The sequence below is a fragment of the Microcella indica genome, from assembly GCF_013414345.1.
Taxonomy (GTDB): domain Bacteria; phylum Actinomycetota; class Actinomycetes; order Actinomycetales; family Microbacteriaceae; genus Microcella; species Microcella indica.
The window spans coordinates 1,499,180-1,524,885 of the sequence record NZ_CP058670.1; the positions used below are offsets into that span (position 1 = coordinate 1,499,180).

Consider the following 25,706-nt stretch of genomic DNA (forward strand, 5'->3'; position numbering starts at 1 on the left):
ACAACCCGCCGACGGGCGTGTCGCGCGCCTCATCGTGCGCGAGCTCCTGAATTGTGGAGACGCGGGCGGGGGCGGCGGCTGAGGCGCGCGGCGGTCAGCCCTCGGCGAGGATCGCGTCGGCCTGGCTCATCGCCTGACGCATGCCCTCCTCCATGCCCATCGCGGCGAGCTCCTCGAGCGCCTCCAGGCTCGGGAAGGTCGAGACGAGGGTCTGGCGCGTGCGCCCCCCACCCGCCGGCTCGAGCGTCACGACCGCGTGCGTCACGGGCATGTCGGGGTGCGGCCGCCCGTCGTCGTCGGCGAAACCGTCGTCGAAGGCGAGCGTGCGCGGAGCATCCACCGCCGTCACCGTCCACCAGCCGGCCGCCTTCGTGCCGTCCGGCCCGGTCATGTGGTACTCGACGGTGCCGCCCTCCTGCAACTCGTGCCTCGTGAACGTCGCCGGCCACTCGGGCGGACCCCACCAGCGCTCGAGCTTGCGCGGGTCGGCCCACAGCTGCCACACCCGGTCGACGGGGGCGTCGAACTCGGCGACGAACGTGAGGGTGAGCGCCGTGGTGTCTTTCTGCACGTCGATGACGGTCATGAGATGCCTTTCGCGGGTGGGAGCAGGTCGTCGATCTGGGAGATGCAGGCGATGAAGCCCTCGTAGGCGCCGAACTCGCGCGCCCCCTCGAACGCTTCGTCGCTGTCGAACGTGCACACGAGAGTCATGCGACTGCCGTGCTCGGTCGCCTCGAAGGTGACGACGGTGCGGTTGTCCGGCTCGGGCTCCCCGCCCTCGCTCGGCACGAACACGTCGGTGTAGACGATCTCGCGCGGTTCCTCGATGCTGTGGAAGACGAGGTGGCCGTCGAGGCGCTCGCCGTCGTCATCGCCGACCATGCGGTAGAGCACGCGACCGCCGGGGGCGAACTCGAACTCGCTGAACGTCGCCGGGTACCCGGGCGGTCCCCACCAGCGCTCGAGCTTCTGCCGGTCTGCCCACACCTGCCACAGCCGGTCGACGGACGCGTCGAACTCGGCGACGAACGTCATGGTGCGCGCAGAGGCGTCCTTGTCGGTACGCACGATGGTCATGATTCAGGGCCTTTCTTCTTCGAGGATGCTCGCCATGCGGTCCACCCGGTGGCGCCACAGCCGCTCGTACCGGTCGAGCAGCTGCTGGGCACGCCGCAGTCGTTCGACCTCGGCGTGCACGATCTGCTGCCGACCGTCGCGCACCTTGCGCACGAGCGCGGCCTTCTGCAGCACCGCCACGTGCTTCTGCACGGCGGCGAAGCTCATCGCGTAGCGCTCGGCGAGGGCACTCACCGACTGCTCGCGCTCGATCACTCGCGCGACGATGTCGCGGCGAGTGCGGTCGGCGAGGGCGTGGAAGATCGCATCGACGTCCGCGTCGCTGAGCTCGTGCGTTCGTGTAACCATGTGGTTGTACGTTAGCGCTGAGCGCTCACGCGCGCAATACCCGGTGATGAGTGGGGTCAGTCCCTCTCGACGTCGACCTCGGGGGTTGGCGCCTCCGGGGACGACGAGCGCCCTGCGCGGTCACCCAGCACGATCGCGAGCACGCCGAGCACCACGAGCGCGGCGACTGACGCGATGCCGTTCACCGTGACGGCGACGTACCCGAAGACTTCGAGCATCTGGCGCGACATGACGGAGGCGATCGCGGTGGCCGCGAAGAGCAGGGCGATGACGCCGAAGGCGATCGCGGGCGCCCAGTTCCAGGGCCGAGGCACGACCGCGAGACGGCCGATGCGCTCGACGGCGATGAGCGCGAGCGCGAACTGCAGAACCAGGATGACCTGACCGACGACCACGACGGCATCGAGCCGCCCGCCCATGGGCAGGAGGGTCGCGTTCACGACCCAGCTGACGACGAGCGTCGTGGCGAGCGCGCAGAGCGCGATCGTGCCGGTGGGGCGGAGAGCCGTGACGCTGCCGGAGCCTCTCACGCCCACCGCGAAGACCACGAGGGCCGCCGCCAGCAGGAGGGCGCGCACGAGGCCGCCATCCGGCAGGAATCCGCCCGCCCCCGCGTCGAGCACGACGACGAGCAGGACGAGCGACCCGCCCACCGTCCAGGCGCGTTGGGTGTCAAGGGCATCAGTGTTCAGACGATCGCTCATGATCGCTCCAGCGTACTGATCGCGGCAGGCCCCTGCGCGAGGCTACTTCTTGAGCGCCTTGATGATGCTCGTGAACGCTCGCCCTCCGACCCAGAGCACGGGAATCGACACGGCGAGCAGCGCGATGAGGTTCGGCTTGAAGGCCGGCCCGTCGGGCCCCGGCTGGTACACGCCAATCGGGATGCTCGCCCCACCGCCGCCGCCTCCGGCGGACGACTCGCCCTCGTCGTTCTCGGAGCCCGCTCCGAAGCCGAACCAGGTGAGCGCGACCGGCGTCACCTTCGTGCCGCCGATGTCGATCGGCTCGCCGTAGGCGGTGCCGATTCCGAGCTTGGAGACGCTGTCGGCGAGGTGGTCGACGGTCGTGGGCGGGTTCGCAGGTGTCGGAGTCATGCCCCCACTCTTGCCCTGCCCCGCACCCGGGTCAAGGGAGCATCAGCCACTTCGAAGCGAGTGAGCCCGCACGCCGGTAGCCTCGGCGTCATGCGCGCGCAGCCCTTCCCCGAGCACCTCACCGGCTGGACGGCAGAGCAGGTGCGGGAGGCCGAGGCTCGCCTGCTGACGGCCGGCGAACCCCTCATGCTGCGGGCGGCCGCGGCCCTCGCGGAGGTCGTGCGCGACGTGCTGCGCGACCGTGGTGCGCCCGTCGAGGAGGCGCCGGGCATCCTCGTTCTGGCCGGTTCCGGTGACAACGGCGGCGACGCGCTCTTCGCCGCCGCGGAGCTCGCCCAGCAGGGAGCTCGCGTTCGCGTGCGCGCGACGGGCAGCGGCGTGCACGAGGAGGCCGCCGACGCCGCCCTCGCCGCCGGTGCACAGTGGGTCGAGATCGGGGGCGGCTTCGACGACGCCGTCACCAGCAGCGCCGTCATCCTCGACGGCATCATCGGCATCGGCGGCAGCTCGCCCGCCCTGCGCGGCACGGCGCGCACCGCCGTCGCGCGCATCCGCGAGCTTCTCGGTCTGGACGGCCCCGATGAGGATGCTCCTGCCGACCGCCCGGCGATCGTCGCTGTCGACCTGCCAAGCGGCGTGCACTCGGACGACGGCTCGGTGCCCGACCCGACAGTGCTGCCCGCCGATGTGACGGTCACGTTCGGCGCGGTCAAGGCGGGGCTGCTGCGCGAGCCTGCCGCGCGCTACGCGGGGGAGGTGCGACTGGTCGAGCTAGGGCTCGACCGCGCGTGACGGCGCTGCCGGGTCGCTCTCGAGCAGCGCGGCACGCACCTGCACGAGCCGGGTGAGGAAGGCGCGCTCGTCGAGCTTCTTGCGCCGCATCCAGCTCGTGGCCTCATCGTTGCTCTTGCTCGCATTGCACGGGCCGCACGCGGGCACGATGTTGTCGAGCGTGTAGCGGCCGCCGCGCGCAATGGGCTGCACGCAGTCGCGCTGCAGCGGCCGGTCGGTCGCCCCGCAGTAGGCGCAGCCGCCCCACAGCTCGCGCAGGCTCGCCCACTGCGCGGGGCTGAGGTCGTGCTCGACCGCGGCCATGCGGCGCTTGCGGCGTCGCGCAGCCTTCGCCTGGCGTGAGTTCGGGTGCGGCACACCGCCAGGGTACGAAGCACCCGGCTCGATCTACCCGAGCGACACGAGTTCGGTCACGTCGTCGCTGGGCAGCTCGTCGACGACGGCGGTGACGGTGAGGTCGTCGAGCGTCGTGGCCGCACCGTGGATGCTGAGGAATGCAGTGTCGGAGGCGTCCCGCCCGGTCGCGATGCGCACGAGCGACGACCGCGGCGCGAGGGTCGTCGCATCGACGACGCACCAGCGGCCGTCGATGGCGGCTTCGGCGACGGCGTGGAAGTCCATGGGCGAGAGCCCGGGAGCGTAGACGGAGACGAGCCGCGCGGGCACGTTGAGCGCGCGCAGCAGGGCGACGACGAGGTGGGCGTAGTCGCGGCACACGCCCTCACCGGCGAGCAGGGTCTGCACGGCCCCGTCGGTGGGCAGGCTCGACCCGGGCACGTATTGCAGCCGCTCCCCCACCCATGAGCTGACGCCGAACAGCAGGTCGGTGCGGCTGAGGCCGTAGAACTCGCGAATCGCGGTCGGGGCGAGCGAGTCGGACTCGCAGTAGCGGCTGGGCCGCAGGTACACGACTTCGTCGAGGGGCGTCACGGCGAGCGGGTCGGCCCGACCGTCGACGGCCGCGCGGTAGGTCACCCGCACTTCCCCCTCGCTCACGTCGAGCAGGTGCAGGCGCGTACCGTGCGGGTCCACGATCTCGGTCACCTCGAGCGGGCGCCCCTCCTGCGTCACCTCGAGGTGCTCGTCGAGCATCGCGGTGGGCGCCTGCGCGGCGATCGAGAGCACGAGGCGCGCGGGGCCGCTCGCGGTGAGGGCCATCTCGGCGGTGGAGTGTCGACGCATCCGGCGATCATGTCAGGGCTGCCTCCATTGGCTCGGAGGGAACGCGCAGTCTGAGAGTTTCGCCGGAGCGGGAACCACGCAAAGCCCGGCGCGGTTGACTCGAGTAGCGCCGCGGCCCGCGGCACGAGCATCCTCAGGAGGACCCCATGTCGCAGGAGTACCGCGCCACCGCCGACGCCCTCAGCCGTCTCACGCCGATCCAGTACAAGGTCACGCAGAAGGATGGCACCGAGCCGGCGTTCCGCAACGAGTACCACGACAACAAGCAGCCGGGCCTCTACGTCGACATCGTCTCGGGCCAGCCGCTGTTCACCTCGCTCGACAAGTTCGACAGCGGCACCGGATGGCCCAGCTTCACGAAGCCGATCGAGCCCGGTGCCATCACGACGCGCAGCGACCGCACGCTGTGGATGACGCGCACCGAGGTGCGCTCGAGCGGTGCCGACAGCCACCTCGGGCACGTCTTCGACGACGGACCGCGCGACGCTGGCGGCCTGCGCTACTGCATGAACTCCGCCGCGCTGCGCTTCATCCCTGTCGACGAGCTCGAGGCCGAAGGCTACGGCGAGTACCGGCAGCTCTTCGCGTAGGGAGCGGAACGGGTTCAGCACAGACCGAGTTCGACCGCGAGCTCGGTGCGGATGTGCTCGCGCAGTGCCTCGAGCTCGGGATACCGGTCGAAGAAGCGCAGCTTCTGCGCCGCGACCGTCGGCCCGTCGGCGGAGTCCTCGATGACGTACGTCATGAACGACTCGGCGAGATCCTCCCCCAGGTTCGTCGCCGCGTAGTCGCTCACGAAGTCTTCCTCGTAGGTCTCGTAGAACTGCCACGCGAGGTCGGGGTCGAGGTTCTCGACGTCGACCGCGTCGGGGTATCCCGCCCAGAAGGTGTCGTAGAACGTCCAGAGGTAGCTGTCGTCGGCCGCGCATCCTTCGACGAGGGCGAGCGTCGGACACGCCGCGTCGGTGACGAACTCGCCATCGTCGAAGCTGAGCACGTGTGCGTACTCGTGGATGAGCGTCGCGACGAGAAGCTGCGGGTCGTCGGCGACGGCGAGGTTGACGGCGAGGGTCCAGTACTGCGGGTCGGCGTCCTGGTAGACGTAGGCGAGAGTGTCGCTGTCGGGAGCGTCACCGGCGCGGTACTGGATGATCGACTCGCCTGCCGCGTCGGCGCCGACCATGCGCACGAACAGCTGCCACACCTCGGCGGCCGTACCGCTCGCCGCTGGTTCGAGGCTGGCGTCGGCGAGGACGTCGTAGACCTGCACCTCGCCGAAGTCCTCATCCGGCTCGGTCGGAATGCCGGAGGTGTCGGCGTGCTGCGCGGGCTCGTCGAGCGCCCACTCGAGCGCGGCGACGACCGCGCGTTCCGCCGCGGGGATCGCGACCCCGACCCCGACCCCGATGACGACGGCGAGGCTGACGAGCCCGGCGAGAAGAGGGGCGACGATGCGGCTCATGCTGGTGAGACTAGCGGCCGCACAGACGCTCGGCGCGCATCACCCGGCGGACGCGTCGGTGGGCTGCGCGTCGGGCTCGAGCGCGCCCAGGATGAGGTCGAGGCCGACGGCGAACTCGTCGGCGTAGGCGTAGTCGGGTGCCAACGCCCGCTGCGTCATCGCCTCGCTGAGCCAGGGGTAGTCGTCGCCCATGCTCGCGGCGATCCCCTCGGCGACATCGACGAGCTCCTCGTGCCCGTCGAACGGCAGCGACTGCTCCTGCAGGCAGTAGCCGTACAGGTAGCTGTCCAGCAGCGAGAAGGCGTGCAGCGCTCCCGCCACGCTGAAGCCTCCCGCTCTCAACGACCCGAGCACGGCGTCGTGGTGACGCAGGGTCGCCGGGCCCGGTGCGCGACGCGAGTCCATGAGGCCGACCGCCCACGGGTGCCGCGTGAGCACGGCGTGCGCGGAGTGGGATCGCGTCCGCATCTCCCCCGCCCAGTCGCCCGCGCCGGTCGGCAGCTCGATCTGCGCGAAGACCGCGTCGACCATTCCGTCGAGCAGATCGTCGCGATTCTTCACGTGGTTGTAGAGCGACATCGCCTCGACTCCGAGCGCGCCGGCGAGCGCCCGCATGGTCGTGCCGGCCAGCCCGGCGCCGGCGGCGAGCGCGAGAGCGGCATCCACGATGCGCTCACGACTGAGTGGCCGCCGGGGAGTGGCACGGCTGCGCGTGGTGTCTGCCATAGGTGCCTCGAATCCTCGTCTTGCTTTGCTTACATCGTAAGTCTATGCTGACTTACGCCGTAAGTGCCCGTCCGACACGAGGAGACACCATGACCACGCCCACCCTCCGCCGCATCTGCATCGTCGGGGCCTCCGGCAAGCTCGGCCGGTACATGATCCGCCACGCCCTCGACCGCGGCTACGAGGTCGTCGGCGTCTGCCGCGAGCGCAGCGTCGACAAGCTCGCCGACCTCGCCGACCGCATCACGATCGTGCCCGGCGACACGAACGACCGCAGCGTCATCCGCCGTGCCGTCGCCGGCTGCGACGGCGTACTGACCGTCCTCGTGCCGTGGGGCATGAAGAAGTACTCGTCGGGCACCGCGCAGGCCGTGCTGGACTACGCCGAACCGGATGCCCGGCTCGTGTTCTCCTGCGGCTGGCACGTCGCCCGCGATGAACGCGACCGCTACTCGCGCCGCTTCCTCGCCCTCGTGCGCGTCTCCACGATCCTCGCCCGCTTCCTGCGCGTCATCGACATCGACGACCAGGTGGAAGCCGCTCGGCGCGTCTTCGCGAGCAACCGGCGCTGGACCCTCGTGCGCGGCAGCGACCTGGAGGAGGGAGAGAGCCAGGGCCTGCCCGTGTGGAGCCGCCACATCGGCGACCCCGTTCTCGAGAGCAACCTCACCCGGCGCACCGACTTCGCGCTCTTCATGGTCGAGGCCCTCACCGACGACACCCTCATCGGCGAAGCGCCCGCGATCGTCGGCCGCCTCACCCCGAGCGCGCAGGAGCACCTAGCATCGACGGCATGAGCACTCCAGCCCGCATCGGTGTCATGCTTCCCCGCGACCTGCTCGCAGGCCACGTGATCGACTTCGTGCAGCGGGCCGAGCAGCTCGGGTTCCACGAGGTCTGGGTGGTCGAAGACCTCGGGTACCGCGGTGGCATCGCGCAGGCCGCGGTGGCGCTCGGCTGCACCACGAGCATCCGCATCGGGGTCGGCATCCTGCCGGCGGCAGCCCGCAATGTGGCCTTCACCGCCATGGAGATCGCCACCCTCGAAGCCCTGCACCCTGGTCGACTCGACGTCGGCATCGGCCATGGCGTGCCCGACTGGATGGCCTCGCTCGGCATCTGGCCACGCACGCCGCTCACGTTCCTCGACGGGTACGCGCAGTCGCTCTCCGCGCTCCTGCGCGGTGACGCCGTGACGCTCGCGGAGGGCGCCGACCCCGTCGCGCTCGACCCCAGCGCGCTCCCACCGACCGTTCCGCCGATCGTGCTCGGCGTGCGGGGGCCGCGGTCCCTCGCCGACGACGCGCAGCAGGTGCGCGCCCGGCTCGACGAGCTCGACTCGGCCGGCACGACCGACCACGTGCTCATCCCCGTCGGGGACGACCCAGTGGACGCGCTCGATAGCCTGGCAGGAGTGCTACCCGCCGCCTGAGGAGGCCCCGTGACCGAGCCCGCCCCGCCCGACCCCGTCACGACCGAACCTGCCACGGCCGCGAGCTCGCGCCCGGGCATCCGCGGATTCTTCGCCCGCAACCGAGACGACCTGTGGCTCGAGGTGATCGGCGGCGTGGTGCTCGCCCTCGTCGTCTCACTCGCCGTGTTCGCGCTCGACCAGGCGACCACCGCCGAGCGCGAATCGAACGCCGAATCGCTCGGCAACTCCCTCTTCGTGCGCGAAGCGGTCATGGCCGAGAGCTCCGTGTTGCCGTTCTCGAGCCTCAACCTGCGCGGCGCGCAGCTCAGCGGCCTGCCCCTCGCCGGCGCCGACTTCTCCGACGCCGACCTGCTGGACGCCGAACTCAAGCGCACCGACCTCACGGGCGCCAACCTGAGCGAGGCCGACCTGACGAACGTCGACGTCACCGGCAGCATCTTCGTCGACGCCGACCTGAGCGAGGCGCTCCTGCGCAGCACCGAGCTCACCAGCGCCGACTTCACGGGCGCCGACCTCACCGAGGCCGACCTCACTGGTGCGTTCTACGTCGAGGGCGAGCCGCCGGTCGGGCTCCCGCTCGACGGGCTGCGCGTCATGCCCGACACCGACGACTGACGTCGGCTCATTCCGTCCGTCGGCGTCCTCAGCTGGAGTCGTCAGTCGACCTCGTCCTCGTCCTCGTCCTGGTCGACCGGCGCGGCAGAGGTTGGCCGCTCCCCGATCGCAGTACCCGGCGGCCGACCACTGCCGGGAGCGTGCTTCTCGCGCTCCACGACGAGCCACTCGGGCCGCTCGTCGAGCAGCGCGCGAATCTCCTCCGTCGTCATCGAGTCGCTCACTCCCCCACGGGCGAGCGCCGAGTTCGAAACGCCCAGGCGGCGAGCCACCTCGTCGCGCGGGTGCGGCCCCTCGCGGCGCAGCGTCGAGAGCCACTCGGGCGGGTTCTCGTTCATCTCGCGCAGCGTCGAGCGCGACACCGGCTGCGCGCGGAAGTCTTCGGGCATCGCCGGCAGGAACACGCCGAGCTTCTTCGCGGCCGTCGCCGGGCTCAGCATCTGCTCCTTCTTGGGCTTCGGTTGCTGGCGGTTGTCTTCGCGCGGTGCGTCGGTCATGCACCCGAGCGTACTGATGATGGGATGCCCAAGGCTGAGTCGCCCGTCACCGCCGGTAGCCTGAGCCCATGCCCGACCCGCTCATCGTCGCCTTCGTGCCCGGAGTCACACCCGGCAAGTGGGAGCGCACGTGGCGGGAGCGCCGGCCGCGCGGGCGCCTCGAGCTGCGGCCGCACACGCAGGCGGAGGCGCTCGCGGCGCTCGATGACGGCAGCGCGCACATGGCGCTCGCGCGCGACATTGTCGCCGACGACGACCGGCATGCCATCCCCCTCTACCGGGAGGCGCCCGTCGTCGTCGCGCCGAAGGGCTCGCTCGTCGCCGGCGTCGGCGACCTCAGCGTCGCCGACCTCGCCGAGCTCGACGACGTGACCGTGCTTCCCGTCGACCTGCACGGGGGCACGGGCGCCGACGCGGTCGAGCTCGTCGCGGCGAACGTCGGCGTGGCCGTCATGCCGCAGTCGGTCGCCCGCGCGCACTCGCGCAAAGACGTCGTCGCCCGCCCCCTCAGTGGTGCCCCCGACACCGGTATTGCGCTCGTCTGGCCGACGCGCGACGCGCACCCGCTGTGCGACGAGTTCATCGGCATCGTGCGGGGGCGCACGGCGAACAGCTCGCGCTGAGCATCCCGCTGCTGCGTGGCCGGTCCGTTGGCGCGGGAGCATGACCGCCGACAGCTGACTTAGAGCAGACCTTCATCGGCAAACGGCGCCGGTGGCGGCGACTCAGCCGCGGGTAGCCCGACCATAAACACGCGCTCGACTCGCTCGTACGTGCGCGGCGTGAACTCATCCCCCGGATAGAACTCTCCATACAGTTCCTCGGCCTCGTCGACCGAGTCGACGCCGACGATCGTGAGCAGCTTCGCCACGTCGCCGATGTCACGGTTACCTCGGTGCTGCACGGCGTGCAGCTTCATCGCGAGCAGCGCTTCCGGGCTCGCCACACTGATCGTCACGCCGTCGAGCGTCCACAGTGTGCGCCAATGCACGTCACGACCCCACCGGGGGATGAACTGCTCAGCGTCGCTGTTTAACCAATTGTCGGGCCACGCACGCTCTGCCGCGATGTCACGGATTATTGGCGCCAGTTGCTGTTCGGGCGACAGCCGGGCGTCAATGTCGACCGTCGTCGCACGCTCGATGTAGGCGAGGCGAAGCGCAGCACCTCCGATGATCTCGATCGTCACTCCCGTGAGTCCTGCGCTGCGAACACGAGCGACGATCTCACGGAGCCCGTCGATGAGATCATCACGGTCCAGCCGAACGACCATCACGCACTCCGCAGTGCGCCCGCTTCGACGAGAAGGTTGCGGCGCTCGAAGGCCTCCGGCACATCGTCGGGTTGCGGCGTCAGGTCGTAGTCACTGATGATCAACGGCTGGGCGCTGGGCAGAATGCGCTGCTGCTCGTCGACCCATTCGGGTATCGGAAGTGAGCGATCTCGCAGGCGCCAGTCGGTCACGGCCGCGACAGCCGCCGTCCATGTCGGCTCCACATTCGGTGGTGGCGCAGACGCTGCGAGCAGCACGCATTCCACGGGCATGCAGACGGCGAGGCCGTCCGAGTAGTCGAGCAGCGCACGCCAAGCGCGATCACGATCTCCCGCCTCCAGTGCATCGTCGATGGCAAGCGCAGTCTCGGTAGCGTCAGCGAAAATGCTCGGGTAGATGACAACCCGATGACTGGTGGCTACGAGCCAGTTCTGCACAGTGTCGAGTCGCGGGGCCCTGCGCCGCCCTTCGATGAAGGAGATCGCCGACTGACTTGTGCCGAGGCGGCGCGCGAGTTCGCCTTGATCCCAGCCCCTACTCGTGCGAGCACTGCGCAACACGTCAATGAGGTCCATGCGCCTCCTCTCAGGATCTATATCGTAATCGATATACTTGGTGGGCACCACGATTCATCCTGGTTGTGGATGAGGGTCAGCTCACACTGCTGGAAACCGCTGAGCAGGGGGGCTACCGCGCCCCGCGCGCTCGTCGGCCGGCGATCATCGCCTGACGGTCCAACCCGAACGTCCGGCGGGCCGCGAACCCTCCGATCGCGGTTCCCGCAGCGAGTCCGATACCCGTCGCGATGGCGTCCACCGCCGCGGGCAGCGCCTCCATCACCCCGGTCGTCGAATCCACAAGCACGTACAGCGCGCTGTACACGGCAAGACCGGGGATCAGACCGATGATGGCCGCCGTCGTCGTCGCACCTTCGGGAACCTTGATCCAGCGGTAGGTGAGGTAGCCGATGACGCCCGCCGCCACCGCGGCGATGCCCGGCGCCAAGCCCGGCTGATCCACGTACGGCGACACCAGCAGGAACACGGTGAACACGAGAGCCGTCGCGGCCGCCATGAGCGGCACCAGGCGCAGCCGCACATACGACGTGAGCGCGAACCCGCATCCGATGAGCGCCGCACCCACCACCCCGGAAACCAGGCCGATACCGTCGCCGAGAGACGTCGACACCGCCACCGGAATGCCCATCCGCAAGGCGATGCCCAAGACGGCCGAAATGCCCACGGCGAGGCCGAGAGTGAGCATGAACACTTCCATGCCTCGCGCCGTCGCCGTCACGTAGTACCCGTCGATCGCGTCGCGCGCGGCCGCCGTGAGCCCCAAACCAGACAGCAGCATGACGATTCCCGCGATGACGATGACCGTCGGCGCATCCGACCCCGGCAGCTCGATGCCCACCGAGCGCAACCAGAACAGCAGCACCGCGATGCTCGTCGTCGCCACAGCGGCCGCCATCTGAGCGAAGAAGCCGGGCACCGACCACTTGCCCAACTGACGCGTGATGAGGTCAGAGATCACCGCAGACACTGCGGCGACGAACACGAGCACCAGTCCCACATCGAACAGCACCACAACCCCGGCAGCCAGAATCGCTTTGCCCGCGGTCACCACCCAGCGCCGGTACGGGTGCGGGCTCGACAGAATCGTGGTGAGCCGCTCGCGGGCAACCTCAACGGTGGGCCGCATGCCGTCGCCGGTGATCTCCTCGATCAGCAGGTACACGTTCTGCAGCCTCGTGTAGTCCGTGGTGCGCACCTTCACGATCCGCATGACCGACACCGGGTCCTCGTTCATGCCGCGATGCACCGAGACGGTGATCGACGTGAACGTGATGTCCACGTGCATGCCGCTCACCCCGTACGCGTCGCTGATGCGCAGCACCATCGCCACCACGTCGGCCGCCGACGCGCCCGTCGCGAGCATCGCCTCGCCCACCCGCAGGCACAGGTCGATCACGAGGCGCACGTGGCGCTGAGACGGCTGCCCGTCGCCGCCGGCCACCGAGATCACCTGGGTGGGAGCGGTCGACCCCCGCAGTACCCCGTCAGCGATCTGCAGAATCGACCGATTCTTCCGTCGCCAGGGCACCCTGCGTCCGTTGTCGCTGCTTTCACCCACTGCACCAGGGTACGGGCCCGCAGTTCAGCGCGCGCCGCGAGCCGACGAGCTCACATGCGCACGTCGCACGCGGCTCATGACAGCGCAACCCCGCGATTGTTCATAATCGGGATGCTCTGCCTCGCGATTCACGCCCGAACTAGGTGAAGCCCGAGTTCGCGGAACAACTCGAACGGCTCGCGCAGTTCGACTCCGAAGGCGCTACACACGTCTGGGATCTTGATCGTCTTCTTGCCTTCCGGCTGAGCAACTTCGTGGGTGACGACGGTATGCGCGCCTGCGAATGCTTGGGCGAGAAGACGATAGTCCGCTGAGGCGAGGAAGTCGGTTCTCGCTTCCTGTCGGAATCGGGTTTCCCCGGTCATCGCCCATCCTGCGAGCTTGCGAAGCGCGACGATGTCGGCGGCGGTCTCCTCCATCCAGAACTCGCTCGGCAGCTGTCGCGCCCAGTCGCTGAGCTCATCCTCTTGGGCAAGCAACTCTTCTCGCACGGCAACGACGGAACGCAGATCGCAAGTGGCGTACTCCTCCGCGATCCATTCCCAGAAGCCTGGGACGAAGTCAGTGCCGTAGTAGGTGTTCTTGGCGGTGATGAAGATGTTCGCGTCAAGCAGGTGCATCACAAGCCCAACTGTTCGGAGTACTTGCGAAGCTGCTCCGCACTGCGAAGGCCGAGTACCCGAAACGCATCGGTGTAGGAAGTTCCGCCTTCGCGAACGTCAGACAGAACAGCGCGAGACAGTCGCTCCCCCACCCTGAAGGGCTGATTCAGATAGAAGTCGCCGCCGCCGGCGTTCTTCTGGCGCTGATAGCTGAACGCTTCGGCCGCTCTTCTTTCCTCACGCGCATATATGGCATCGAATCCGCTCGTCTCAATGAGGTGAAGGTCGCGCAACCTGATCAGAATGACCAGGGTGCTGCACATGTATCGCCCCGCGAGGCGATCGAGCTCGTCCTCGAAAGGAGGCTCCCGACGAAACTGAGACCTCAGATCTGTGGCGGGTGCGAGCATCTCAGCAGCGAAAGCGTTGCACCAGCTCTCGACCCCAAACCCGTTCGTATTCGGGTCCTCGTCGCTCACTCCCGTCTTGCCCAGCATCACGTGACCGTACTCATGCAGAAACGTGAAGATCTGCCCACTCAGGGAGTCCCCGCTGGCATTGACGAAGATCAGCGGCACGCGGTCGTCGGCCAAGGTAAACCCGCGGAACTCATCACGGTCGAGCATTCGATGGTTGTCGTTTCCCACCATGCTCGTGATAACGACAAGGCCCCCGAGTTCTTCAAACTTTCGACGCAAGTGATTGCGCGCGTTCTCGCGAGTCTTCAAGCGAGCTCGATCAGCAACCTCGAAAGACAAGTGTTTGGCGGCAGCGGTCGCAACAGACCCCGGCTCATCGCTTTCGTGCGCTCGAGGGATCGCCGCATCGCCGAGCCCGAGCTTCAGCGCGTAGTCCGTGAACCATGCCTGACGCCTCACGCTGAGGTCGATGACGTCGAGGAGTTCTTGGCTCGGGGTGACTCGATCGCCAGAACGGCCAAGACGGTAGTCCGGTATCGGAAGCTCCACATCTGGCGGTTCGCTCAGGAAGAAGACGCCAAAGGGGAGGTGGGTGTACCTCGCCAGCTCCTCGACTTGGCGAACCGTGGGTTCCCGGGACTCTGCGAGCCACTCATGCCAGGCCGGAAACTTCTTCTCCAGTGCCTCAGCGTCACGCTTGGAGCGCTCTTGTGCCCAGAGAAGCAAGGAAGGCGCTACTGCGACTCGTGCGCTCATTCGCTGCCCTCCTACCTACTCGCGACTCCCCCATGAGGCTGATCTACAGCCTAGGGTCGAACGATCCGATCGCCAGAGAGTCGAGCGATGTGAAATTGACATCCCCATCTCTCCTGCGAGTCATGATGTTGCCACCAACCCCTGACAGCGCTGCACCCCGAGCGCCGTCCTTATTTGCGTTTAGCGGCCTAAGTGCAAGCAACGGCACTCGCTGCTTTCCCTTGCAGACCGAAGAGGCACCTTCACGCCGCCCGAAACCGCCGCGCCAGTACCTCCACCGTCGCCGTCACGTCACACACCGCTTCCTGCGGCGCACTCAATACCTTCACCAGCTTCTTCGGCCACATCACGTCGACCCCGCGCACTGTGAACGACCCGCCGACGAGCGGCCAGTCGGCGTCGACGAAGCACAGCACCCCGCGCACTGGCACGTCTCCCACCGCCTCCTGCACATGCGCCACCTGCTTGAGTACACCCTCGACGAGCGCCGTCTTGTCGCTCCCCCGCACGAGCAGCTTCTCCACCCGCGGCCGCAGAATGCCACCCTCGACCCGCAGCTCCGGCCGCCTGTCCTGGTACCGCTTCGAGTCGATCACCCACACCCCGCCCGGCGTGACGACAAGGTGGTCGATGTTGGCTTTCGAGCGCGGAATCTTGCGATCATGCAGCACCCGGATGCTCTGCCCCGCGACCGCGTCCACCACAGCCGCGACCCGCTCCTCGCAGATAGCACCCGAACTCCACGCTCGCGTGCTCTGACGCTCCGGCGTCAGCGCCACGGCGATGGTGCCGAGCTTGCCCCAGGATGCCCGGGTCGCCGCCTCATCCTTGGCGCGGCGCCTCTCGTACTCGCGTCGAGCGGATCCTCCGGCGGTGCCGTTCTCGTCAGTCATGGTTCGACGGTAGGAGAAGTCGAGGGGGGCTCGGCAGCCCCCGTCCTGGGCGCGTCTAAGCTGATGAAGATTCTAGGTTCTTCAGTCGAGAGGCAAGTATGTCCACTCTGCCCGTATCGGGCTGGTACGAAGACCCCGAAGATGGCACACGGGAGCGCTGGTGGAATGGTTCTAAGTGGACTGACCTCCGGCGCGAGAAGCCTCTGCCACCTCCGACAGTTCCCGATCATCGCGGGTCAAGTGCGCCGGCATCAAGCAACCCGTGGGCCATCGTTGGAATCGTGATGGGGTTCGTCTCTCTGCTGTACAACCCGGTATTGATTCCTTCCACCCTGGGCATTGTGTTCAGTGCGCTAGGAATTGCACGTGCGAACAGTCTTGGCGAAGCAACAGGGCAGAGAGTTCAGTTTCCGACCGCAGTTGTCGGTCTCACTCTGAGCCTCGTTGGCGCGTTCTTGTTCCTGATCAACGTGAGCGTCTCCCTCAGCAACCTCAGCTTCTGAGACCGTCGGCCACGATGCGCGATAGGTTCTCAGCATGACCGACGCCGCCCGCGACGCCCTCCGCGCGTTCGTGGCCGAACGCGACTGGGCACAGTTCCACTCCCCCGAGAACCTCGCCAAGAGCATCTCCATCGAGGCCGGCGAACTGCTCGAGTGCTACCAGTGGAACGCCGACGCGGACCCCGAAGCCGTGCGCGACGAGCTCGCCGACGTGCTCAGCTACTGCCTCATGCTTGCCGACAAGCTCGGCCTCGACCCCGAACAGATCGTGCTCGAGAAGCTCGAGCGCAGCCGCGCCAAGTATCCGGCCGACAAGGCGCGCGGGCGCAGCGAGAAGTATGACCGGCTCTAGCATCGAGCGGCTCCCCTTCGACCGCGACGCCGTCCGCGTGTGGAGCGCGCTCGACACGCGCCACCGCAACTGGCCGACCGTTTACGTCATCGACGGAGGCGGCACGAGCGGCACCGGGACCGGCAAGCCCACCGCTAAGACCCTCGACGACGTCTACGTCGGCGAAACCGTCAACGCCGCCGCCCGCATGCTGCAGCACCTCGACTCCCCCACCAAGCAGCACCTCACCAGCGTCCGCGTAGTCCTTGACGACCGCTTCAACAAGTCCGCCTGCCTCGACCTCGAGTCGCACCTCATCCGCCTCCTCGCTGGCGACGGCACCTACCGCGTGCTCAACCGCAACGAAGGCATCACCGACTCCGACTACTACGAGCGCGAGCTCTACCGCGAGTCGTTCCGGGACGTGTTCGAGCAGCTGCGCGCCGAAGGCATCTTCAGCCGCAGCATCCCCGAGATCGAGAACAGCGACCTGTTCAAGCTCTCCCCCTACAAGGCGCTCACCGACGACCAGGCGGCCGCCGTCGAAGACATCGTCGAAGGCCTCCTCGACGACGTCGACAAGAACATCGGCGACCTGCTCGTCGTGCAAGGCGAACCCGGCACCGGCAAGACCGTCGTCGCCATCTACCTCATGAAGCTGCTCGCCGACATCGCCGCATCCAAGCCCGACGACGAGCCCGACGCCGACTCCGTCTTCGCCGAATTCTTCACCGACGAGAACCGCGTGCTGCTCAAGGACTTCACCGTCGGGCTCGTCGTACCCCAGCAGTCGCTGCGTAAGAGCATCCAGGCCGTGTTCCGTCGCACTCCCGGCCTCCACCCGCGCCAAGTGCTCACCCCGTTCGATGTCGGCGGCAGCGACACCCACTGGGATCTCCTCATCGTCGACGAAGCTCACCGCCTCAACCAGCGCGCCAACCAGGCCTCCGGCGTGCTCAACAAGAAGTTCGCCGACAACAATGTGCGCCTGTTCGGCGCCGACGACCCCGCCAAAACGCAGCTCGACTGGATCCGCGCCCGCAGCCGCCACCAGCTGATCATGGTCGACCCCGAGCAGAGCGTGCGCCCCGCCGACCTGCCGCCCGAACTCATGCGCGCCCTCGTCGACGACGCCAAAGCCGACCACCGGCACTACCCGCTCACCTCACAGCTGCGGGTCCGCGCCGGCGAGGACTACATCGGCTGGGTGCGCAGCATCCTGCGCCCCGGGCTCCCGCTACCGGATGCTCCGCCTCCCGCACCCCGCACCTTCGAGGGCTACGACCTGCGGTTCTTCGACGACCTCGGCGAAATGCACGACGCCATCCGCGAGCGCGACACCGAACACGGGCTTGCGCGCCTCGTCGCCGGCTACGCGTGGGAGTGGAAGAGTCGCAGCGACCCGACCGCCTACGACATCGAGCTCGACGGCCGCCAGCTGCGCTGGAACACCACCGCCACCGACTGGATCGCCTCGAAGACTTCTCTCGACGAAGTCGGCTCGATCCACACCGTGCAGGGCTACGACCTCAACTACGCCGGCGTCATCATCGGCAACGACCTGCAGTGGGACGAGGATGCTCAGCGCCTGGTCGTCGACCGTGACAGCTATTTCGACAAGAAGGGCAAGGAGAACAACCCGACGCTCGGCAAGACGTATAGCGATGAGGATCTGCTGCGGTACGTGTCCAATGTGTATGCGGTATTGATGACGAGGGGGATCCGGGGGACATACGTTTACGTTTGCGGTCAGCACCTATCTGATCGCCTGAAGGCCCTCTTCGTTCACAAGTTCGATCGCCACTCGCAGTGACCACATCGCGACGAAGAGTCTGACGAATCGCCGAGTACGCTCGGTCGGCCAATTGCTTGACGGTCACTCTCACCCAGCATCCATCATTGCGAGTAGCACCGTACCTCAGCGATCGCGGTCGTATGCTTCCGAAGAGCGAGTAGCGCAATTGCGGAACGTAGTGCGCGCAGAAGTCGAGGCCACTCTCAAAGCTCATCCTCGAGGCCTGCCAAGTCGAGCGGCCTGTCGTCTCCAAGGCGCCCGCACAACCACTTTGCCCGGGTAACGGCAACATAGATGATGCAATGGTCCTCGAAATCCTGCTGAAGACCCCCCTCTAGCATCGCAACTTGAGCCGACGACAAGACAACTCCCACGCGTGACCACTCCTGGCCCTTCGCTTGAAAAACGGTCAGACCGGGAATGAGATCGGTTCTCGGGAGGCGCGCAGCGATCTGGGCGATCTGCTCGACTAGCGCAGCCTCCTTACTTGGGTCGCCTAGTCTGCTGGGCCTGCGCACACCCAAAGACTTAACGGGCTCTTCGCAGTTGAGGGGGTAGGTCGGTAGCGCGTCGGGGTCTGGAGACAGGGTCGAGGTCTTCCAGGATGGAAGTTCTTCAGGCTCACCATCCGAGAAAGACCTCGACGTGCTCAACGCTACCTTCGACCCCGCCGATCTGACTGTCTTCTGCCGTCTCGAGGAGCTCGGACTCGTGGTCGCCGGGCAGCGGATCGAGGCACATCGGGCGGTGTTGGAGTGCCGGATCGTGGAGCCGGACCAGTGGTGCCGGTGGTGCGGGGCGGAGGGTGTCTCGCGCGGCACCGAGGCGAGACGGCTCGCGCATGTCCCGTTCGGCGAGCGGCCGACGACGTTGCTGGTGCGGGTGCGCCGCTACCGGTGCTCGGGATGCGGCAGGTCGTGGCGGCAGGACAGCACCGCGGCGGCTGAGCCGAGGTCGAAGCTGTCCCGTGGAGCGCTCACCTGGGCGCTCACCGCGCTCGTCGTGGACCATCTCACGATCAGCCGAGTCGCAGCTCGGCTCGGGGTGTCCTGGCACACGGCCAACAGTGCTGTTTTGGAGGAAGGCCGTCGGAGGCTGATCGGCGATCCGGCCCGCTTCGATGGGGTCACCGTGATCGGTGTCGATGAACACGTCTGGCGGCACACGAGGTTCGGGGACCGCTACGTGACCGTGGTCATCGACCTGACCCCGGTGCGTGACGGGACGGGTCCGGCGCGGCTGCTGGACATGGTCGAGGGCCGATCGAAGCCGGTGTTCAAGACCTGGCTCGAGCAGCAGTCCCCGGCGTTCCGGGCCGGGATCGAGGTGGTCGCGATGGATGGGTTCACCGGCTTCAAGACCGCCGCCGCCGAAGCCCTCCCCGACGCGATCGAGGTGATGGACCCGTTCCACGTCGTCCAGCTCGCCGGCGACGCCCTCGACCGCACCCGGCAACGCGTCCAACAGCACACCCTCGGCCACCGCGGCCACGCCGGCGATCCGCTCTATGGTGTTCGCCGCGCCCTGCACACCGGGGAAGCGTTCCTCACCGACCGACAGCGCGCCCGCATCGAGGCGGTGTTCGCCATCGACGAGCATGTCGAGGTCGAGACCACCTGGGCCGTCTACCAGAGCATCGTCGCCGCCTACCGGCACCCCGACCGAGCCGCCGGGCGCCGAGCCCTGCAAGCGGTGATCGACTCGCTGCGTCACGGCGTTCCCGAAGTCCTCGTCGAGCTGGGCAAGCTCGGCCGCACCCTGCATCGCCGCGCCGGCGACGTGCTGGCCTATTTCGACCTGCCCGGCACCTCGAACGGTCCAACCGAGGCGATCAACGGCCGACTCGAACACCTCCGCGGCAGTGCGCTCGGCTTCCGCAACCTCAGCAACTACATCGCCCGCAGCCTGCTCGAAAGCGGCGGATTCAGACCCCACCTACCCGCTTGATTGCGAAGAGCCACTTAACGGTGTCGCGCAGTGCATCCAGGACTGTGACAGCATCTTCGCCAGCCATTAGGCGGGCGACCAACGGCTCCATGATCTCTCGCTGCTTCTGCAGGAAAGAGTCACGATCTATTTTGAGCTTAGCTATCGCGCTTTCTCGGCCATGCGCGTTTTCGCCGAGTCGAGACTTCGTGACGACATCAAGTAGAAGCAGAATCGCAGCATCTGACTTGTTTTCGACGTTCCGAAAGGCCAATGGTAGGACGTTGTCCCCGACTCTCCATAGATCTCGCCAGCGTCGCGCCAGTGCAACATCAATGTCTTCACTTGAGATAGGTGGCAAGCTCGCCTTCTCGCCACGTCGGAGAGCGGCAGCAAGCTCTGGCATTTGTGTGCCATGAAATCGGAAAGACTGACTAAGGATTCGACAGTTGAACCGGTCAGTGGTCGCCTCCAACAACTTCGCAACGAGATGAGGCTGCGCGCCCCTCCATTTGTAGAGTGCCTGCCAGGGGTCTCCGATCGTAGTCACAGACGAACCCGAATCGGCCGCAAGTCGAGCGACCTCTATGTCAAGCTCGTCAGCGTCGTACACCTCGTCGATGATGATTGCTCTGTAGCTACTGGAAAGCCAATCGGAGATGAGCGCGCGTAGGTCAACATCTTCAAGCACTGCGCGAAGTACATGTCTGACATCTTCGTGATCCACAATGCCCTGCCCAAGTATGGACTGGTGTTTGGCCTTGGCTCCTACACCCCGTGCTGGCTTGGTGACCATCCGACTAAGTGACACCACTTGTCGTTTCGAGTTTAGGCTCGCGTAGCGCCGCCAATTGCGATCTGGGACGAGGTACGTGAATCCGTCAAGCCCTCGGTAGTCGTCCCGAACGTCGAGACGCTCATGACTCCCAGGCCAGCTGATGATCTTTTCTCTTATGAGTCGATGAATTAGGTCAACATAGACGTGATCAAAGGTGGCAATTCGATGTGGGTACACGAGGCAAGATTCGCCCCAGCGGCTAGTGACTCTGGCCTGACCCCGTGTTTCGGTCCACGCCGTTTGGGAGTCGTCACGGGTTTCGATGCGTGCAGTCCCGAGCATAGGCCGCCGGGGTCCGGTAGCCGAGCGCGGAGTGGCGACGGCCATGGTTGTAGTCCCTTTTCCAGTCGCCGATCACGACCCGGGCATGGTGCAGGCTGTAGAAACTGTTCAGGTTCAAACACTCGTCGCGAATGCGGGAGTTGAACGATTCCACGTAGCCGTTGCGCCACGGCTGGCCCGGCGGAATGTAGGAGATCCCCACCGAGTCGTTCGCCCAGTCGGCGAGGGTTTGGGAGACGAACTCGGGCCCGTTGTCGCACCGCAACACAGTCGGCAGGCCACGGTGGGCGACGATGCGCTCCAGTTCGTCCACGAGCCGGTCGGCGGTGATCGAGCGCTCCACGAGCCCGCCGACGCATTCGCGGGTGTGCTCATCGATGATCGAGGCGATCTTCAGGTTGCGACCGTTCTCGGTGGCATCGAACTGGAAATCCACCGCCCACACCGTGTTAGGCGCGTCAGCCGGGATAGGTTCAGCGGTGGAGGCGCCGACGCGTTTGCGGCGACGACGCACGATCACCCGCAGGCCTTCCTCACGCCAGAGCCGTTGGATCTTCTTGACGTTCACCACCCAGCCCTCACCGACGGCGTCGGCGTGGGCGTTGCGGTAGCCGCGCCGAGGATGAGTCTTCGCCCACGCTCGCAGCCACGTCCGCAATGCAGCGTCTGGGTCGGCGCAGGTCTCCGAGACCAAGGGTCGGCGCCAGGCCGATCTGCTCAGCCCGACCAGACGACACGCCATCCGCTCACTGATGTCGAACACGCTCAGCAAGTGACGGATCGCGGCGCGGCGTCTGCCCGGGCCTAAAAGTTTCCCTCTGCCAGCTCCTTCAACGCCGCCTTCTCCAGCTCCGCCTCAGCCAGCAGTCGCTTCAAGGTCGCGTTCTGTTTCTCGAGCTCTTTGAGCCGTTTCGCGTCTTCTGCTTTCAGGCCGCCGTATTGGTTGCGCCACCGGTAGTAGGTCTGCTCCGACACGCCGAGCTCCCGGCAGGCAGCTGCAACGTCGCCGCCATCGGCCAGGACACGGTCAGCGATGCCGAGCTTGCGAACGATCTGTTCCGGCGTGTGCCGGCGCCTTCTCGTGGTCATGATGAATCCAGTCTTCCTCCCCGACGAGCGGGGCAACAAGACGACTCTCATAACGAACGGACCGAAAATCTGGGGTCAGGCCAACTCGTTGAGCTAGCTCTCGAGCTGCTGCTCGGTTAAACGTGAGCCCCAAGACGCCTCTGTCATCCCCACGTTGGTATCGATGGAAGCCAAAACGCTCCGCAGCGACCGTGGTCTTTCCACTGCCCGGAGCCGAGACGATGTCCACCAGCCGATCCTCGGACGCGGCTGCGAGCACTTGCTCATCTGTGAGATGGATCATTGATCCTGAGCGGAGGAATCCGTGCGCTTGACAGCTCCACCGTCATAGAGCCAATCGAACATAGCCTCCAGTTCGGCCGGAACATGGAATGCGGCCCGATCCGAGTCGATGGCGTCGGCAAGTGCTACTGAGAATGCCCCCTTGTCGACGCCTCGAGCTCTGAAATGCTGATCGATACCGTCAGCCGTGAAAGCGAACGGTCTTGTCAGACCAGCTGTGTCAAACACTGCTTCGAAGAGAGACTCATTTCCAGCCGCGAGAGATGGCTCCAAGGTCGGCATTGACCAGAAGAACTTTGCGGTATCGGCGTCCAATTCGGTGTGCCAAGCAGGTGGCTTAAATGATTTCCCAACGTCGCGGTGATCTGTATCTGCGAGCGCTGCTACGCGGGCAACAATTTCATGCCCAGGAGTGGCAAGAAGCCGAATTGGCCATTTTCCTATCTTGTGACCGACCGGGAATATGGCAAGCGCATCGACAAAGGCGAACTTGCTGCGATCGCCGGCGGCCCACGCCCGACCGATGACCCGCATGAGCATCGCTTCGGTTACACCTTCAACGACGAGGAGGTTTTCAGCGAACAGGGCGGCGGAGCGGTTCGCATCGAGGTGGAGTCGTGTTTGCCGCAAGAGAGACTCCCGCTCCCCAGGAGCGATGGGGACAGATCCAAGTGCACGGGCCACGGGGCGCCCCGTCTGCTCACGACGCAAGACAACGATCTCCGCAGGATCGCAAGCCGCAATGAGTTCTGAAGAGTGCGTGGTGACGATCACCTGGATCTCTGGTCGAGCGCGTACGACTTCACGCAGATAGCGAATCAGACCGTATTGAAGCTGAGGATGGAGGTGCGCTTCCGGTTCCTCAAGCAGAACTGTCACGTGAAATAGGTCCGGGTAGAAAGAGTCCGCGTCTGCTTCGGCGGATTCTGCCGTCTCGGCTAGTCGCGCCCTAGCCGCAGATGCGTCGAAGTCCTCAGAACTTTCGGACCTGCTGACCTGATCCTCCGTCGGTGCAACGCTCGGGCTGGATGCCTCAATCTCCTCTGGTCGGGACAAGTCAGGAATCCCAGCCAGCGTGACTGCAATGTGCAGGAGGTTGACGAATCCAAGGCTTGATACTTCAAGGCGTTTGCCCGCCAGTCGGTCTGGTACGAGAGCAAGCAAGAGTTCAAGCACTCGCGCGAGATATCCATCATCAACTCTCTGGTGTCCAAAGAATGCGAAGTGCTCTCGGACCCCGGCGCTCGCCATCGATAGGTGATTCCCGATTCGCTCTTCAAGGCCCACGAGGAGGTCGTGCTCAGTCATCGAGGTGAGCATCGCGTCGGCAACGGAGCGAAGCGACGCAAGGCCACCGGTCTCGGGGCGCCGTCGCTCCTCAGCACGAAGAAGCTCAAGCAACACGCGTGCGTCGCGTCGCGAAAGGTCATCGATGGGGTTCCTCTGGGCTGGGAGATACACCAATCGCACGTTCTCGTGCCCCTCCGTGGGCGACACGACATGCCCAGCGCGAACCTTGCCGAGTGAACGCTCGAGCGGGCGCCCCCATCTCGGGGCTTCATGGCCCATTTCGTAGAGCGATCGCCCGAGCGCGCCCTCAGCTTCGAGGTCGCCTTCCAACGAGTACTGGACATCAACCGCGCGAGGCGTGTCTCCTAGGGCTGCTCCGTCGATCGCCGGAAGTTGCGGAAAACGATGACGATGCGCCAACACGATGGCTTCGTTGATAGTGGTCTTGCCAGTCCCGTTCGCACCGACGATTAGAGAAAAGCGTCCGGGCAATTCACACGAGATTGGGTCGACAGCCGATGCACGAAACCCGTTAACCTCTACACGACGAAGATGCACCTGGACTCCTCAATCCGATGATTGCCACATTGGTCGTGAAATTGAGCGACCTGGGCTCCTTAATGGACCGACGCACGCAATGGTCTGTGGGGCAACGTCGGCCAATCTGGCCGACGGAATTGACAATAGATCAGTGGACGCTTGCGAGACAGAAGTTCGACCGCGTGTCATCAGCACAGATCTTGCTCGACTGCGAGTGAAACGAACACGCCGACCCGGTACGACAACACAAACGCGAGCAGGTTGGTCTTCGCGAGTTGAAGAGAGATGGCAGGTTGTGGATTTGTCCCCACCGGCTCCCCCACACGTTGCTGCGCAACGCGTGGGGCCCCTCGCGCGGCGTGGGCCCACCTGCTCGCAGGTGCAATGTTGATTAGCCCGACCAAATGAAATGAGGGGCCGTCGTTGACGGCCCCTCATTTCATTTGGTCGGGCTGACAGGATTTGAACCTGCGACCCCTTGACCCCCAGTCAAGTGCGCTACCAAGCTGCGCCACAGCCCGTGGCTGGCCCGACGTGCGTGGGCCGGGAGCAAGCTTAGCGGAGGTGGAGGGGTGGTGCGTGCGGGCACCGCGAGACACTGACGAGCTTCGCCGTCAGGGGGCAACCAGGGTGGGCAGGGTGTTCGGGTCGTGGGCGGGGAGGAGGCGCAGGGTTGGGTTCAGGGACTGGAGGGCCACGAGACGACGTGCAGTGTCTAGCTGAGTAGCGCGGTCTCCCACGTCGGGCACTATGGCGCGCGGGAGCAGGCTGGGGTCGTAGGTGGCGTCTCCTGCGAGGAGGAGAGGCGGAGCATCCCCTCGGCGGATCAGGAGGCTCATCGAACCCGGGGTATGGCCGGGGGTGGGCAGGAGGAGCAGCGTGCCGTCGTCGTGGATGTCGTGGGCGGTGGCGAAGGGGGCGAGCAGCGGATCATCCGTGGGGGTGAACGACACCGGGGTGAACGCGGCGGTGGGCGGGGCCACGTGGTCGGGCAGGATGCCGTGCAGCTGCGGGCGCTTCTCGTCGAGCAGGGCCAGCTCGTCCGCAGCCACCAGAACCGGCGTGGAACCCAGCTGCGGCACACCGCCGGCATGATCCTGGTGCAGGTGCGACAGAGCGGCGTAGGCGAGCGACGAGACCGGATGCCCGATCTCGGCCAGCTGCGTCGTCAAATCGTGCTCGGGGCTCACCTCGAAGCGCGCCTGCCGGCGGTACACCCAGCCGAGCGGGCCCCGCGAGTAGAAGTCGGGGTCGGTCACGGAGGCGAGCGGCTGGCCCGTGTCGAACAGCACCGTGCCGCGCTCGTGCTCGACGACGAAGACGTGCACGGGCAGCCATTCGCTCCACGTGCGGGCGGTGAGCGTCCACCACAGCATGGGAGTTCCCGTGCCGGCGATGTTCTTCGGCCGCACCTGCACGCGGCCGACCGTGAGGGCGTGCACGGCGCCGACCGGGCCGGAGGAGGGTGCGGGGGCGACCGCGCGGGCAGGAGCTGACATGGGGTCAGTATTGCACCG

General features: G+C 66.5%; 30 protein-coding genes, 1 tRNA gene and 2 pseudogenes. 11 read left to right on the forward strand and 22 right to left on the reverse strand.

The window, feature by feature from the left end; genetic code table 11:
- Positions 1 to 94: 94 nt before the first annotated feature.
- Genes HUJ41_RS07275 through HUJ41_RS07295 form a run of 5 tightly spaced genes read right to left on the reverse strand, consistent with a single transcriptional unit; the run spans position 95 to position 2,525 of the window.
- Positions 95 to 586, reverse strand: a complete 492-nt coding sequence (locus HUJ41_RS07275; protein ID WP_179871998.1) for an SRPBCC family protein — start codon at positions 584 to 586, stop codon at positions 95 to 97.
- Positions 583 to 1,080: an SRPBCC family protein gene (locus HUJ41_RS07280; RefSeq protein ID WP_179871999.1), complete on the reverse strand. Its 498-nt coding sequence runs from the start codon at positions 1,078 to 1,080 to the stop codon at positions 583 to 585. The genes HUJ41_RS07275 and HUJ41_RS07280 overlap by 4 nt, the downstream gene beginning before the upstream one ends.
- A gap of 3 nt (positions 1,081 to 1,083) precedes the next feature.
- A complete protein-coding gene (locus HUJ41_RS07285) occupies positions 1,084 to 1,428 on the reverse strand; it encodes an ArsR/SmtB family transcription factor (RefSeq protein WP_179872000.1) in 345 nt (114 codons plus the stop codon).
- 56 nt (positions 1,429 to 1,484) lie between these two features.
- Entirely contained in the window at positions 1,485 to 2,132 is a 648-nt protein-coding gene (locus HUJ41_RS07290; protein WP_179872001.1) for a hypothetical protein, read from the reverse strand.
- A gap of 42 nt (positions 2,133 to 2,174) precedes the next feature.
- Positions 2,175 to 2,525, reverse strand: coding sequence for a hypothetical protein (locus HUJ41_RS07295; RefSeq protein WP_152583569.1), 351 nt, complete (start codon positions 2,523 to 2,525; stop codon positions 2,175 to 2,177).
- Between the two features lie 90 nt (positions 2,526 to 2,615).
- On the opposite strand from HUJ41_RS07295, the gene HUJ41_RS07300 reads away from it, so the two are divergent.
- Complete coding sequence (locus HUJ41_RS07300; RefSeq protein WP_179872002.1) at positions 2,616 to 3,317, forward strand: NAD(P)H-hydrate epimerase; 702 nt, start codon at positions 2,616 to 2,618, stop codon at positions 3,315 to 3,317.
- Here HUJ41_RS07300 and HUJ41_RS07305 read toward each other — a convergent pair.
- Together HUJ41_RS07305 and HUJ41_RS07310 are read right to left on the reverse strand one after the other, a co-directional pair.
- Positions 3,297 to 3,674 carry an HNH endonuclease gene (locus HUJ41_RS07305; RefSeq protein ID WP_246299187.1) on the reverse strand — a complete coding sequence of 126 codons (378 nt, stop codon included), beginning with the start codon at positions 3,672 to 3,674 and terminating at the stop codon, positions 3,297 to 3,299. The genes HUJ41_RS07300 and HUJ41_RS07305 overlap by 21 nt on opposite strands.
- Positions 3,675 to 3,704: 30 nt before the next feature.
- Positions 3,705 to 4,499, reverse strand: a complete 795-nt coding sequence (locus HUJ41_RS07310; protein ID WP_179872003.1) for a transglutaminase-like domain-containing protein — start codon at positions 4,497 to 4,499, stop codon at positions 3,705 to 3,707.
- 146 nt (positions 4,500 to 4,645) lie between these two features.
- Here HUJ41_RS07310 and msrB point away from each other — a divergent pair, with 146 nt between their 5' ends.
- Positions 4,646 to 5,089, forward strand: coding sequence for a peptide-methionine (R)-S-oxide reductase MsrB (gene msrB / locus HUJ41_RS07315; RefSeq protein ID WP_179872004.1), 444 nt, complete (start codon positions 4,646 to 4,648; stop codon positions 5,087 to 5,089).
- Between the two features lie 14 nt (positions 5,090 to 5,103).
- On the opposite strand, the gene HUJ41_RS07320 is transcribed toward msrB, so the two are convergent.
- A complete protein-coding gene (locus HUJ41_RS07320; protein ID WP_179872005.1) occupies positions 5,104 to 5,961 on the reverse strand; it encodes an NADH:ubiquinone oxidoreductase subunit 4 (chain M) in 858 nt (285 codons plus the stop codon).
- 39 nt (positions 5,962 to 6,000) lie between these two features.
- On the reverse strand, positions 6,001 to 6,687 hold the full coding sequence (locus HUJ41_RS07325) for a TetR/AcrR family transcriptional regulator (RefSeq protein ID WP_179872006.1): 687 nt from the start codon (positions 6,685 to 6,687) through the stop codon (positions 6,001 to 6,003).
- Between the two features lie 89 nt (positions 6,688 to 6,776).
- Between HUJ41_RS07325 and HUJ41_RS07330 the strand changes: the two genes are divergently transcribed.
- Genes HUJ41_RS07330 through HUJ41_RS07340 form a run of 3 tightly spaced genes read left to right on the forward strand, consistent with a single transcriptional unit; the run spans position 6,777 to position 8,737 of the window.
- A complete protein-coding gene (locus HUJ41_RS07330) occupies positions 6,777 to 7,484 on the forward strand; it encodes an NAD(P)-dependent oxidoreductase (RefSeq protein WP_179872007.1) in 708 nt (235 codons plus the stop codon).
- Positions 7,481 to 8,119, forward strand: coding sequence for an LLM class flavin-dependent oxidoreductase (locus HUJ41_RS07335; protein ID WP_179872008.1), 639 nt, complete (start codon positions 7,481 to 7,483; stop codon positions 8,117 to 8,119). The genes HUJ41_RS07330 and HUJ41_RS07335 overlap by 4 nt, the downstream gene beginning before the upstream one ends.
- Before the next feature lie 9 nt (positions 8,120 to 8,128).
- Positions 8,129 to 8,737 (forward strand): pentapeptide repeat-containing protein, encoded by a 609-nt coding sequence (locus tag HUJ41_RS07340; protein ID WP_179872009.1) that lies wholly within the window; start codon positions 8,129 to 8,131, stop codon positions 8,735 to 8,737.
- 41 nt (positions 8,738 to 8,778) lie between these two features.
- Here the strand turns inward: HUJ41_RS07340 and HUJ41_RS07345 are convergent, their stop codons facing one another.
- On the reverse strand, positions 8,779 to 9,234 hold the full coding sequence (locus HUJ41_RS07345; protein ID WP_179872010.1) for a DUF5997 family protein: 456 nt from the start codon (positions 9,232 to 9,234) through the stop codon (positions 8,779 to 8,781).
- Positions 9,235 to 9,302: 68 nt separating this feature from the next.
- Between HUJ41_RS07345 and HUJ41_RS07350 the strand changes: the two genes are divergently transcribed.
- Positions 9,303 to 9,857, forward strand: a complete 555-nt coding sequence (locus HUJ41_RS07350; RefSeq protein ID WP_218925587.1) for a LysR substrate-binding domain-containing protein — start codon at positions 9,303 to 9,305, stop codon at positions 9,855 to 9,857.
- 59 nt (positions 9,858 to 9,916) lie between these two features.
- Here the strand turns inward: HUJ41_RS07350 and HUJ41_RS07355 are convergent, their stop codons facing one another.
- The 6 genes from HUJ41_RS07355 to HUJ41_RS07380 form a co-directional block, all read right to left on the reverse strand.
- Positions 9,917 to 10,423: a nucleotidyl transferase AbiEii/AbiGii toxin family protein gene (locus tag HUJ41_RS07355; protein WP_348531829.1), complete on the reverse strand. Its 507-nt coding sequence runs from the start codon at positions 10,421 to 10,423 to the stop codon at positions 9,917 to 9,919.
- 83 nt (positions 10,424 to 10,506) lie between these two features.
- A complete protein-coding gene (locus HUJ41_RS07360; protein ID WP_246299188.1) occupies positions 10,507 to 11,133 on the reverse strand; it encodes a helix-turn-helix domain-containing protein in 627 nt (208 codons plus the stop codon).
- 61 nt (positions 11,134 to 11,194) lie between these two features.
- Positions 11,195 to 12,643, reverse strand: a complete 1,449-nt coding sequence (locus HUJ41_RS07365) for a threonine/serine exporter family protein (RefSeq protein ID WP_224744408.1) — start codon at positions 12,641 to 12,643, stop codon at positions 11,195 to 11,197.
- Between the two features lie 128 nt (positions 12,644 to 12,771).
- Complete coding sequence (locus tag HUJ41_RS07370; protein ID WP_224744610.1) at positions 12,772 to 13,263, reverse strand: DUF4411 family protein; 492 nt, start codon at positions 13,261 to 13,263, stop codon at positions 12,772 to 12,774.
- Complete coding sequence (locus HUJ41_RS07375; RefSeq protein ID WP_179872013.1) at positions 13,263 to 14,420, reverse strand: ImmA/IrrE family metallo-endopeptidase; 1,158 nt, start codon at positions 14,418 to 14,420, stop codon at positions 13,263 to 13,265. The genes HUJ41_RS07370 and HUJ41_RS07375 overlap by 1 nt, the downstream gene beginning before the upstream one ends.
- A 242-nt stretch (positions 14,421 to 14,662) precedes the next feature.
- Positions 14,663 to 15,313, reverse strand: coding sequence for a nuclease-related domain-containing protein (locus tag HUJ41_RS07380; RefSeq protein WP_179872014.1), 651 nt, complete (start codon positions 15,311 to 15,313; stop codon positions 14,663 to 14,665).
- Between the two features lie 98 nt (positions 15,314 to 15,411).
- Between HUJ41_RS07380 and HUJ41_RS12935 the strand changes: the two are divergent.
- The 5 genes and pseudogenes from HUJ41_RS12935 to HUJ41_RS07400 form a co-directional block, all read left to right on the forward strand.
- A pseudogene (locus HUJ41_RS12935) lies at positions 15,412 to 15,516 on the forward strand (DUF2510 domain-containing protein); the annotation flags it as partial.
- Between the two features lie 78 nt (positions 15,517 to 15,594).
- Positions 15,595 to 15,816, forward strand: a complete 222-nt coding sequence (locus tag HUJ41_RS12770; RefSeq protein ID WP_224744642.1) for a hypothetical protein — start codon at positions 15,595 to 15,597, stop codon at positions 15,814 to 15,816.
- Positions 15,817 to 15,850: 34 nt separating this feature from the next.
- The gene (locus tag HUJ41_RS07390) at positions 15,851 to 16,168 is read left to right on the forward strand and encodes a nucleotide pyrophosphohydrolase (RefSeq protein ID WP_179872016.1); all 318 of its coding nucleotides are present in this window, start codon (positions 15,851 to 15,853) and stop codon (positions 16,166 to 16,168) included.
- Entirely contained in the window at positions 16,155 to 17,960 is a 1,806-nt protein-coding gene (locus HUJ41_RS07395; RefSeq protein ID WP_179872017.1) for a DUF2075 domain-containing protein, read from the forward strand. Before HUJ41_RS07390 ends, HUJ41_RS07395 begins: the two co-directional genes overlap by 14 nt.
- 627 nt (positions 17,961 to 18,587) lie before the next feature.
- Positions 18,588 to 19,889, forward strand: a complete 1,302-nt coding sequence (locus HUJ41_RS07400) for an ISL3 family transposase (protein WP_179872018.1) — start codon at positions 18,588 to 18,590, stop codon at positions 19,887 to 19,889.
- Here HUJ41_RS07400 and HUJ41_RS07405 read toward each other — a convergent pair.
- The 6 genes and pseudogenes from HUJ41_RS07405 to HUJ41_RS07430 form a co-directional block, all read right to left on the reverse strand.
- Positions 19,867 to 20,664: a UvrD-helicase domain-containing protein gene (locus HUJ41_RS07405; RefSeq protein WP_179872019.1), complete on the reverse strand. Its 798-nt coding sequence runs from the start codon at positions 20,662 to 20,664 to the stop codon at positions 19,867 to 19,869. The genes HUJ41_RS07400 and HUJ41_RS07405 overlap by 23 nt on opposite strands.
- A 267-nt stretch (positions 20,665 to 20,931) precedes the next feature.
- Positions 20,932 to 22,077: pseudogene (locus HUJ41_RS07410) on the reverse strand (IS3 family transposase); the annotation flags it as partial.
- Positions 22,016 to 22,360 carry a UvrD-helicase domain-containing protein gene (locus HUJ41_RS12940; RefSeq protein ID WP_179872021.1) on the reverse strand — a complete coding sequence of 115 codons (345 nt, stop codon included), beginning with the start codon at positions 22,358 to 22,360 and terminating at the stop codon, positions 22,016 to 22,018. The pseudogene HUJ41_RS07410 and the gene HUJ41_RS12940, both read right to left, overlap by 62 nt.
- Positions 22,357 to 23,667, reverse strand: coding sequence for an ATP-dependent nuclease (locus tag HUJ41_RS07420; protein WP_179872022.1), 1,311 nt, complete (start codon positions 23,665 to 23,667; stop codon positions 22,357 to 22,359). The genes HUJ41_RS12940 and HUJ41_RS07420 overlap by 4 nt, the downstream gene beginning before the upstream one ends.
- Positions 23,668 to 24,633: 966 nt before the next feature.
- Positions 24,634 to 24,710: transfer RNA gene (locus HUJ41_RS07425), tRNA-Pro, on the reverse strand.
- A 93-nt stretch (positions 24,711 to 24,803) separates the two neighbouring features.
- A complete protein-coding gene (locus HUJ41_RS07430) occupies positions 24,804 to 25,688 on the reverse strand; it encodes an MBL fold metallo-hydrolase (protein ID WP_179872023.1) in 885 nt (294 codons plus the stop codon).
- Between the last annotated feature and the right edge of the window lie 18 nt (positions 25,689 to 25,706).

What these genes read in the sequence shown, in the direction of transcription:
- HUJ41_RS07275 (WP_179871998.1), bottom strand. Translation starts at nt 586, where the DNA reads ATGACCGTCATCGACGTGCAGAAAGACACCACGGCGCTCACCCTCACG.
- HUJ41_RS07280 (WP_179871999.1), bottom strand. Translation starts at nt 1,080, where the DNA reads ATGACCATCGTGCGTACCGACAAGGACGCCTCTGCGCGCACCATGACG.
- HUJ41_RS07285 (WP_179872000.1), bottom strand. Translation starts at nt 1,428, where the DNA reads ATGGTTACACGAACGCACGAGCTCAGCGACGCGGACGTCGATGCGATC.
- HUJ41_RS07290 (WP_179872001.1), bottom strand. Translation starts at nt 2,132, where the DNA reads ATGAGCGATCGTCTGAACACTGATGCCCTTGACACCCAACGCGCCTGG.
- HUJ41_RS07295 (WP_152583569.1), bottom strand. Translation starts at nt 2,525, where the DNA reads ATGACTCCGACACCTGCGAACCCGCCCACGACCGTCGACCACCTCGCC.
- HUJ41_RS07300 (WP_179872002.1), top strand. Translation starts at nt 2,616, where the DNA reads ATGCGCGCGCAGCCCTTCCCCGAGCACCTCACCGGCTGGACGGCAGAG.
- HUJ41_RS07310 (WP_179872003.1), bottom strand. Translation starts at nt 4,499, where the DNA reads ATGCGTCGACACTCCACCGCCGAGATGGCCCTCACCGCGAGCGGCCCC.
- msrB (WP_179872004.1), top strand. Translation starts at nt 4,646, where the DNA reads ATGTCGCAGGAGTACCGCGCCACCGCCGACGCCCTCAGCCGTCTCACG.
- HUJ41_RS07320 (WP_179872005.1), bottom strand. Translation starts at nt 5,961, where the DNA reads ATGAGCCGCATCGTCGCCCCTCTTCTCGCCGGGCTCGTCAGCCTCGCC.
- HUJ41_RS07325 (WP_179872006.1), bottom strand. Translation starts at nt 6,687, where the DNA reads ATGGCAGACACCACGCGCAGCCGTGCCACTCCCCGGCGGCCACTCAGT.
- HUJ41_RS07330 (WP_179872007.1), top strand. Translation starts at nt 6,777, where the DNA reads ATGACCACGCCCACCCTCCGCCGCATCTGCATCGTCGGGGCCTCCGGC.
- HUJ41_RS07335 (WP_179872008.1), top strand. Translation starts at nt 7,481, where the DNA reads ATGAGCACTCCAGCCCGCATCGGTGTCATGCTTCCCCGCGACCTGCTC.
- HUJ41_RS07345 (WP_179872010.1), bottom strand. Translation starts at nt 9,234, where the DNA reads ATGACCGACGCACCGCGCGAAGACAACCGCCAGCAACCGAAGCCCAAG.
- HUJ41_RS07350 (WP_218925587.1), top strand. Translation starts at nt 9,303, where the DNA reads ATGCCCGACCCGCTCATCGTCGCCTTCGTGCCCGGAGTCACACCCGGC.
- HUJ41_RS07370 (WP_224744610.1), bottom strand. Translation starts at nt 13,263, where the DNA reads ATGCACCTGCTTGACGCGAACATCTTCATCACCGCCAAGAACACCTAC.
- HUJ41_RS07375 (WP_179872013.1), bottom strand. Translation starts at nt 14,420, where the DNA reads ATGAGCGCACGAGTCGCAGTAGCGCCTTCCTTGCTTCTCTGGGCACAA.
- HUJ41_RS07380 (WP_179872014.1), bottom strand. Translation starts at nt 15,313, where the DNA reads ATGACTGACGAGAACGGCACCGCCGGAGGATCCGCTCGACGCGAGTAC.
- HUJ41_RS07390 (WP_179872016.1), top strand. Translation starts at nt 15,851, where the DNA reads ATGACCGACGCCGCCCGCGACGCCCTCCGCGCGTTCGTGGCCGAACGC.
- HUJ41_RS07395 (WP_179872017.1), top strand. Translation starts at nt 16,155, where the DNA reads ATGACCGGCTCTAGCATCGAGCGGCTCCCCTTCGACCGCGACGCCGTC.
- HUJ41_RS07405 (WP_179872019.1), bottom strand. Translation starts at nt 20,664, where the DNA reads ATGGTCACCAAGCCAGCACGGGGTGTAGGAGCCAAGGCCAAACACCAG.
- HUJ41_RS12940 (WP_179872021.1), bottom strand. Translation starts at nt 22,360, where the DNA reads ATGATCCATCTCACAGATGAGCAAGTGCTCGCAGCCGCGTCCGAGGAT.
- HUJ41_RS07420 (WP_179872022.1), bottom strand. Translation starts at nt 23,667, where the DNA reads ATGACTGAGCACGACCTCCTCGTGGGCCTTGAAGAGCGAATCGGGAAT.
- HUJ41_RS07430 (WP_179872023.1), bottom strand. Translation starts at nt 25,688, where the DNA reads ATGTCAGCTCCTGCCCGCGCGGTCGCCCCCGCACCCTCCTCCGGCCCG.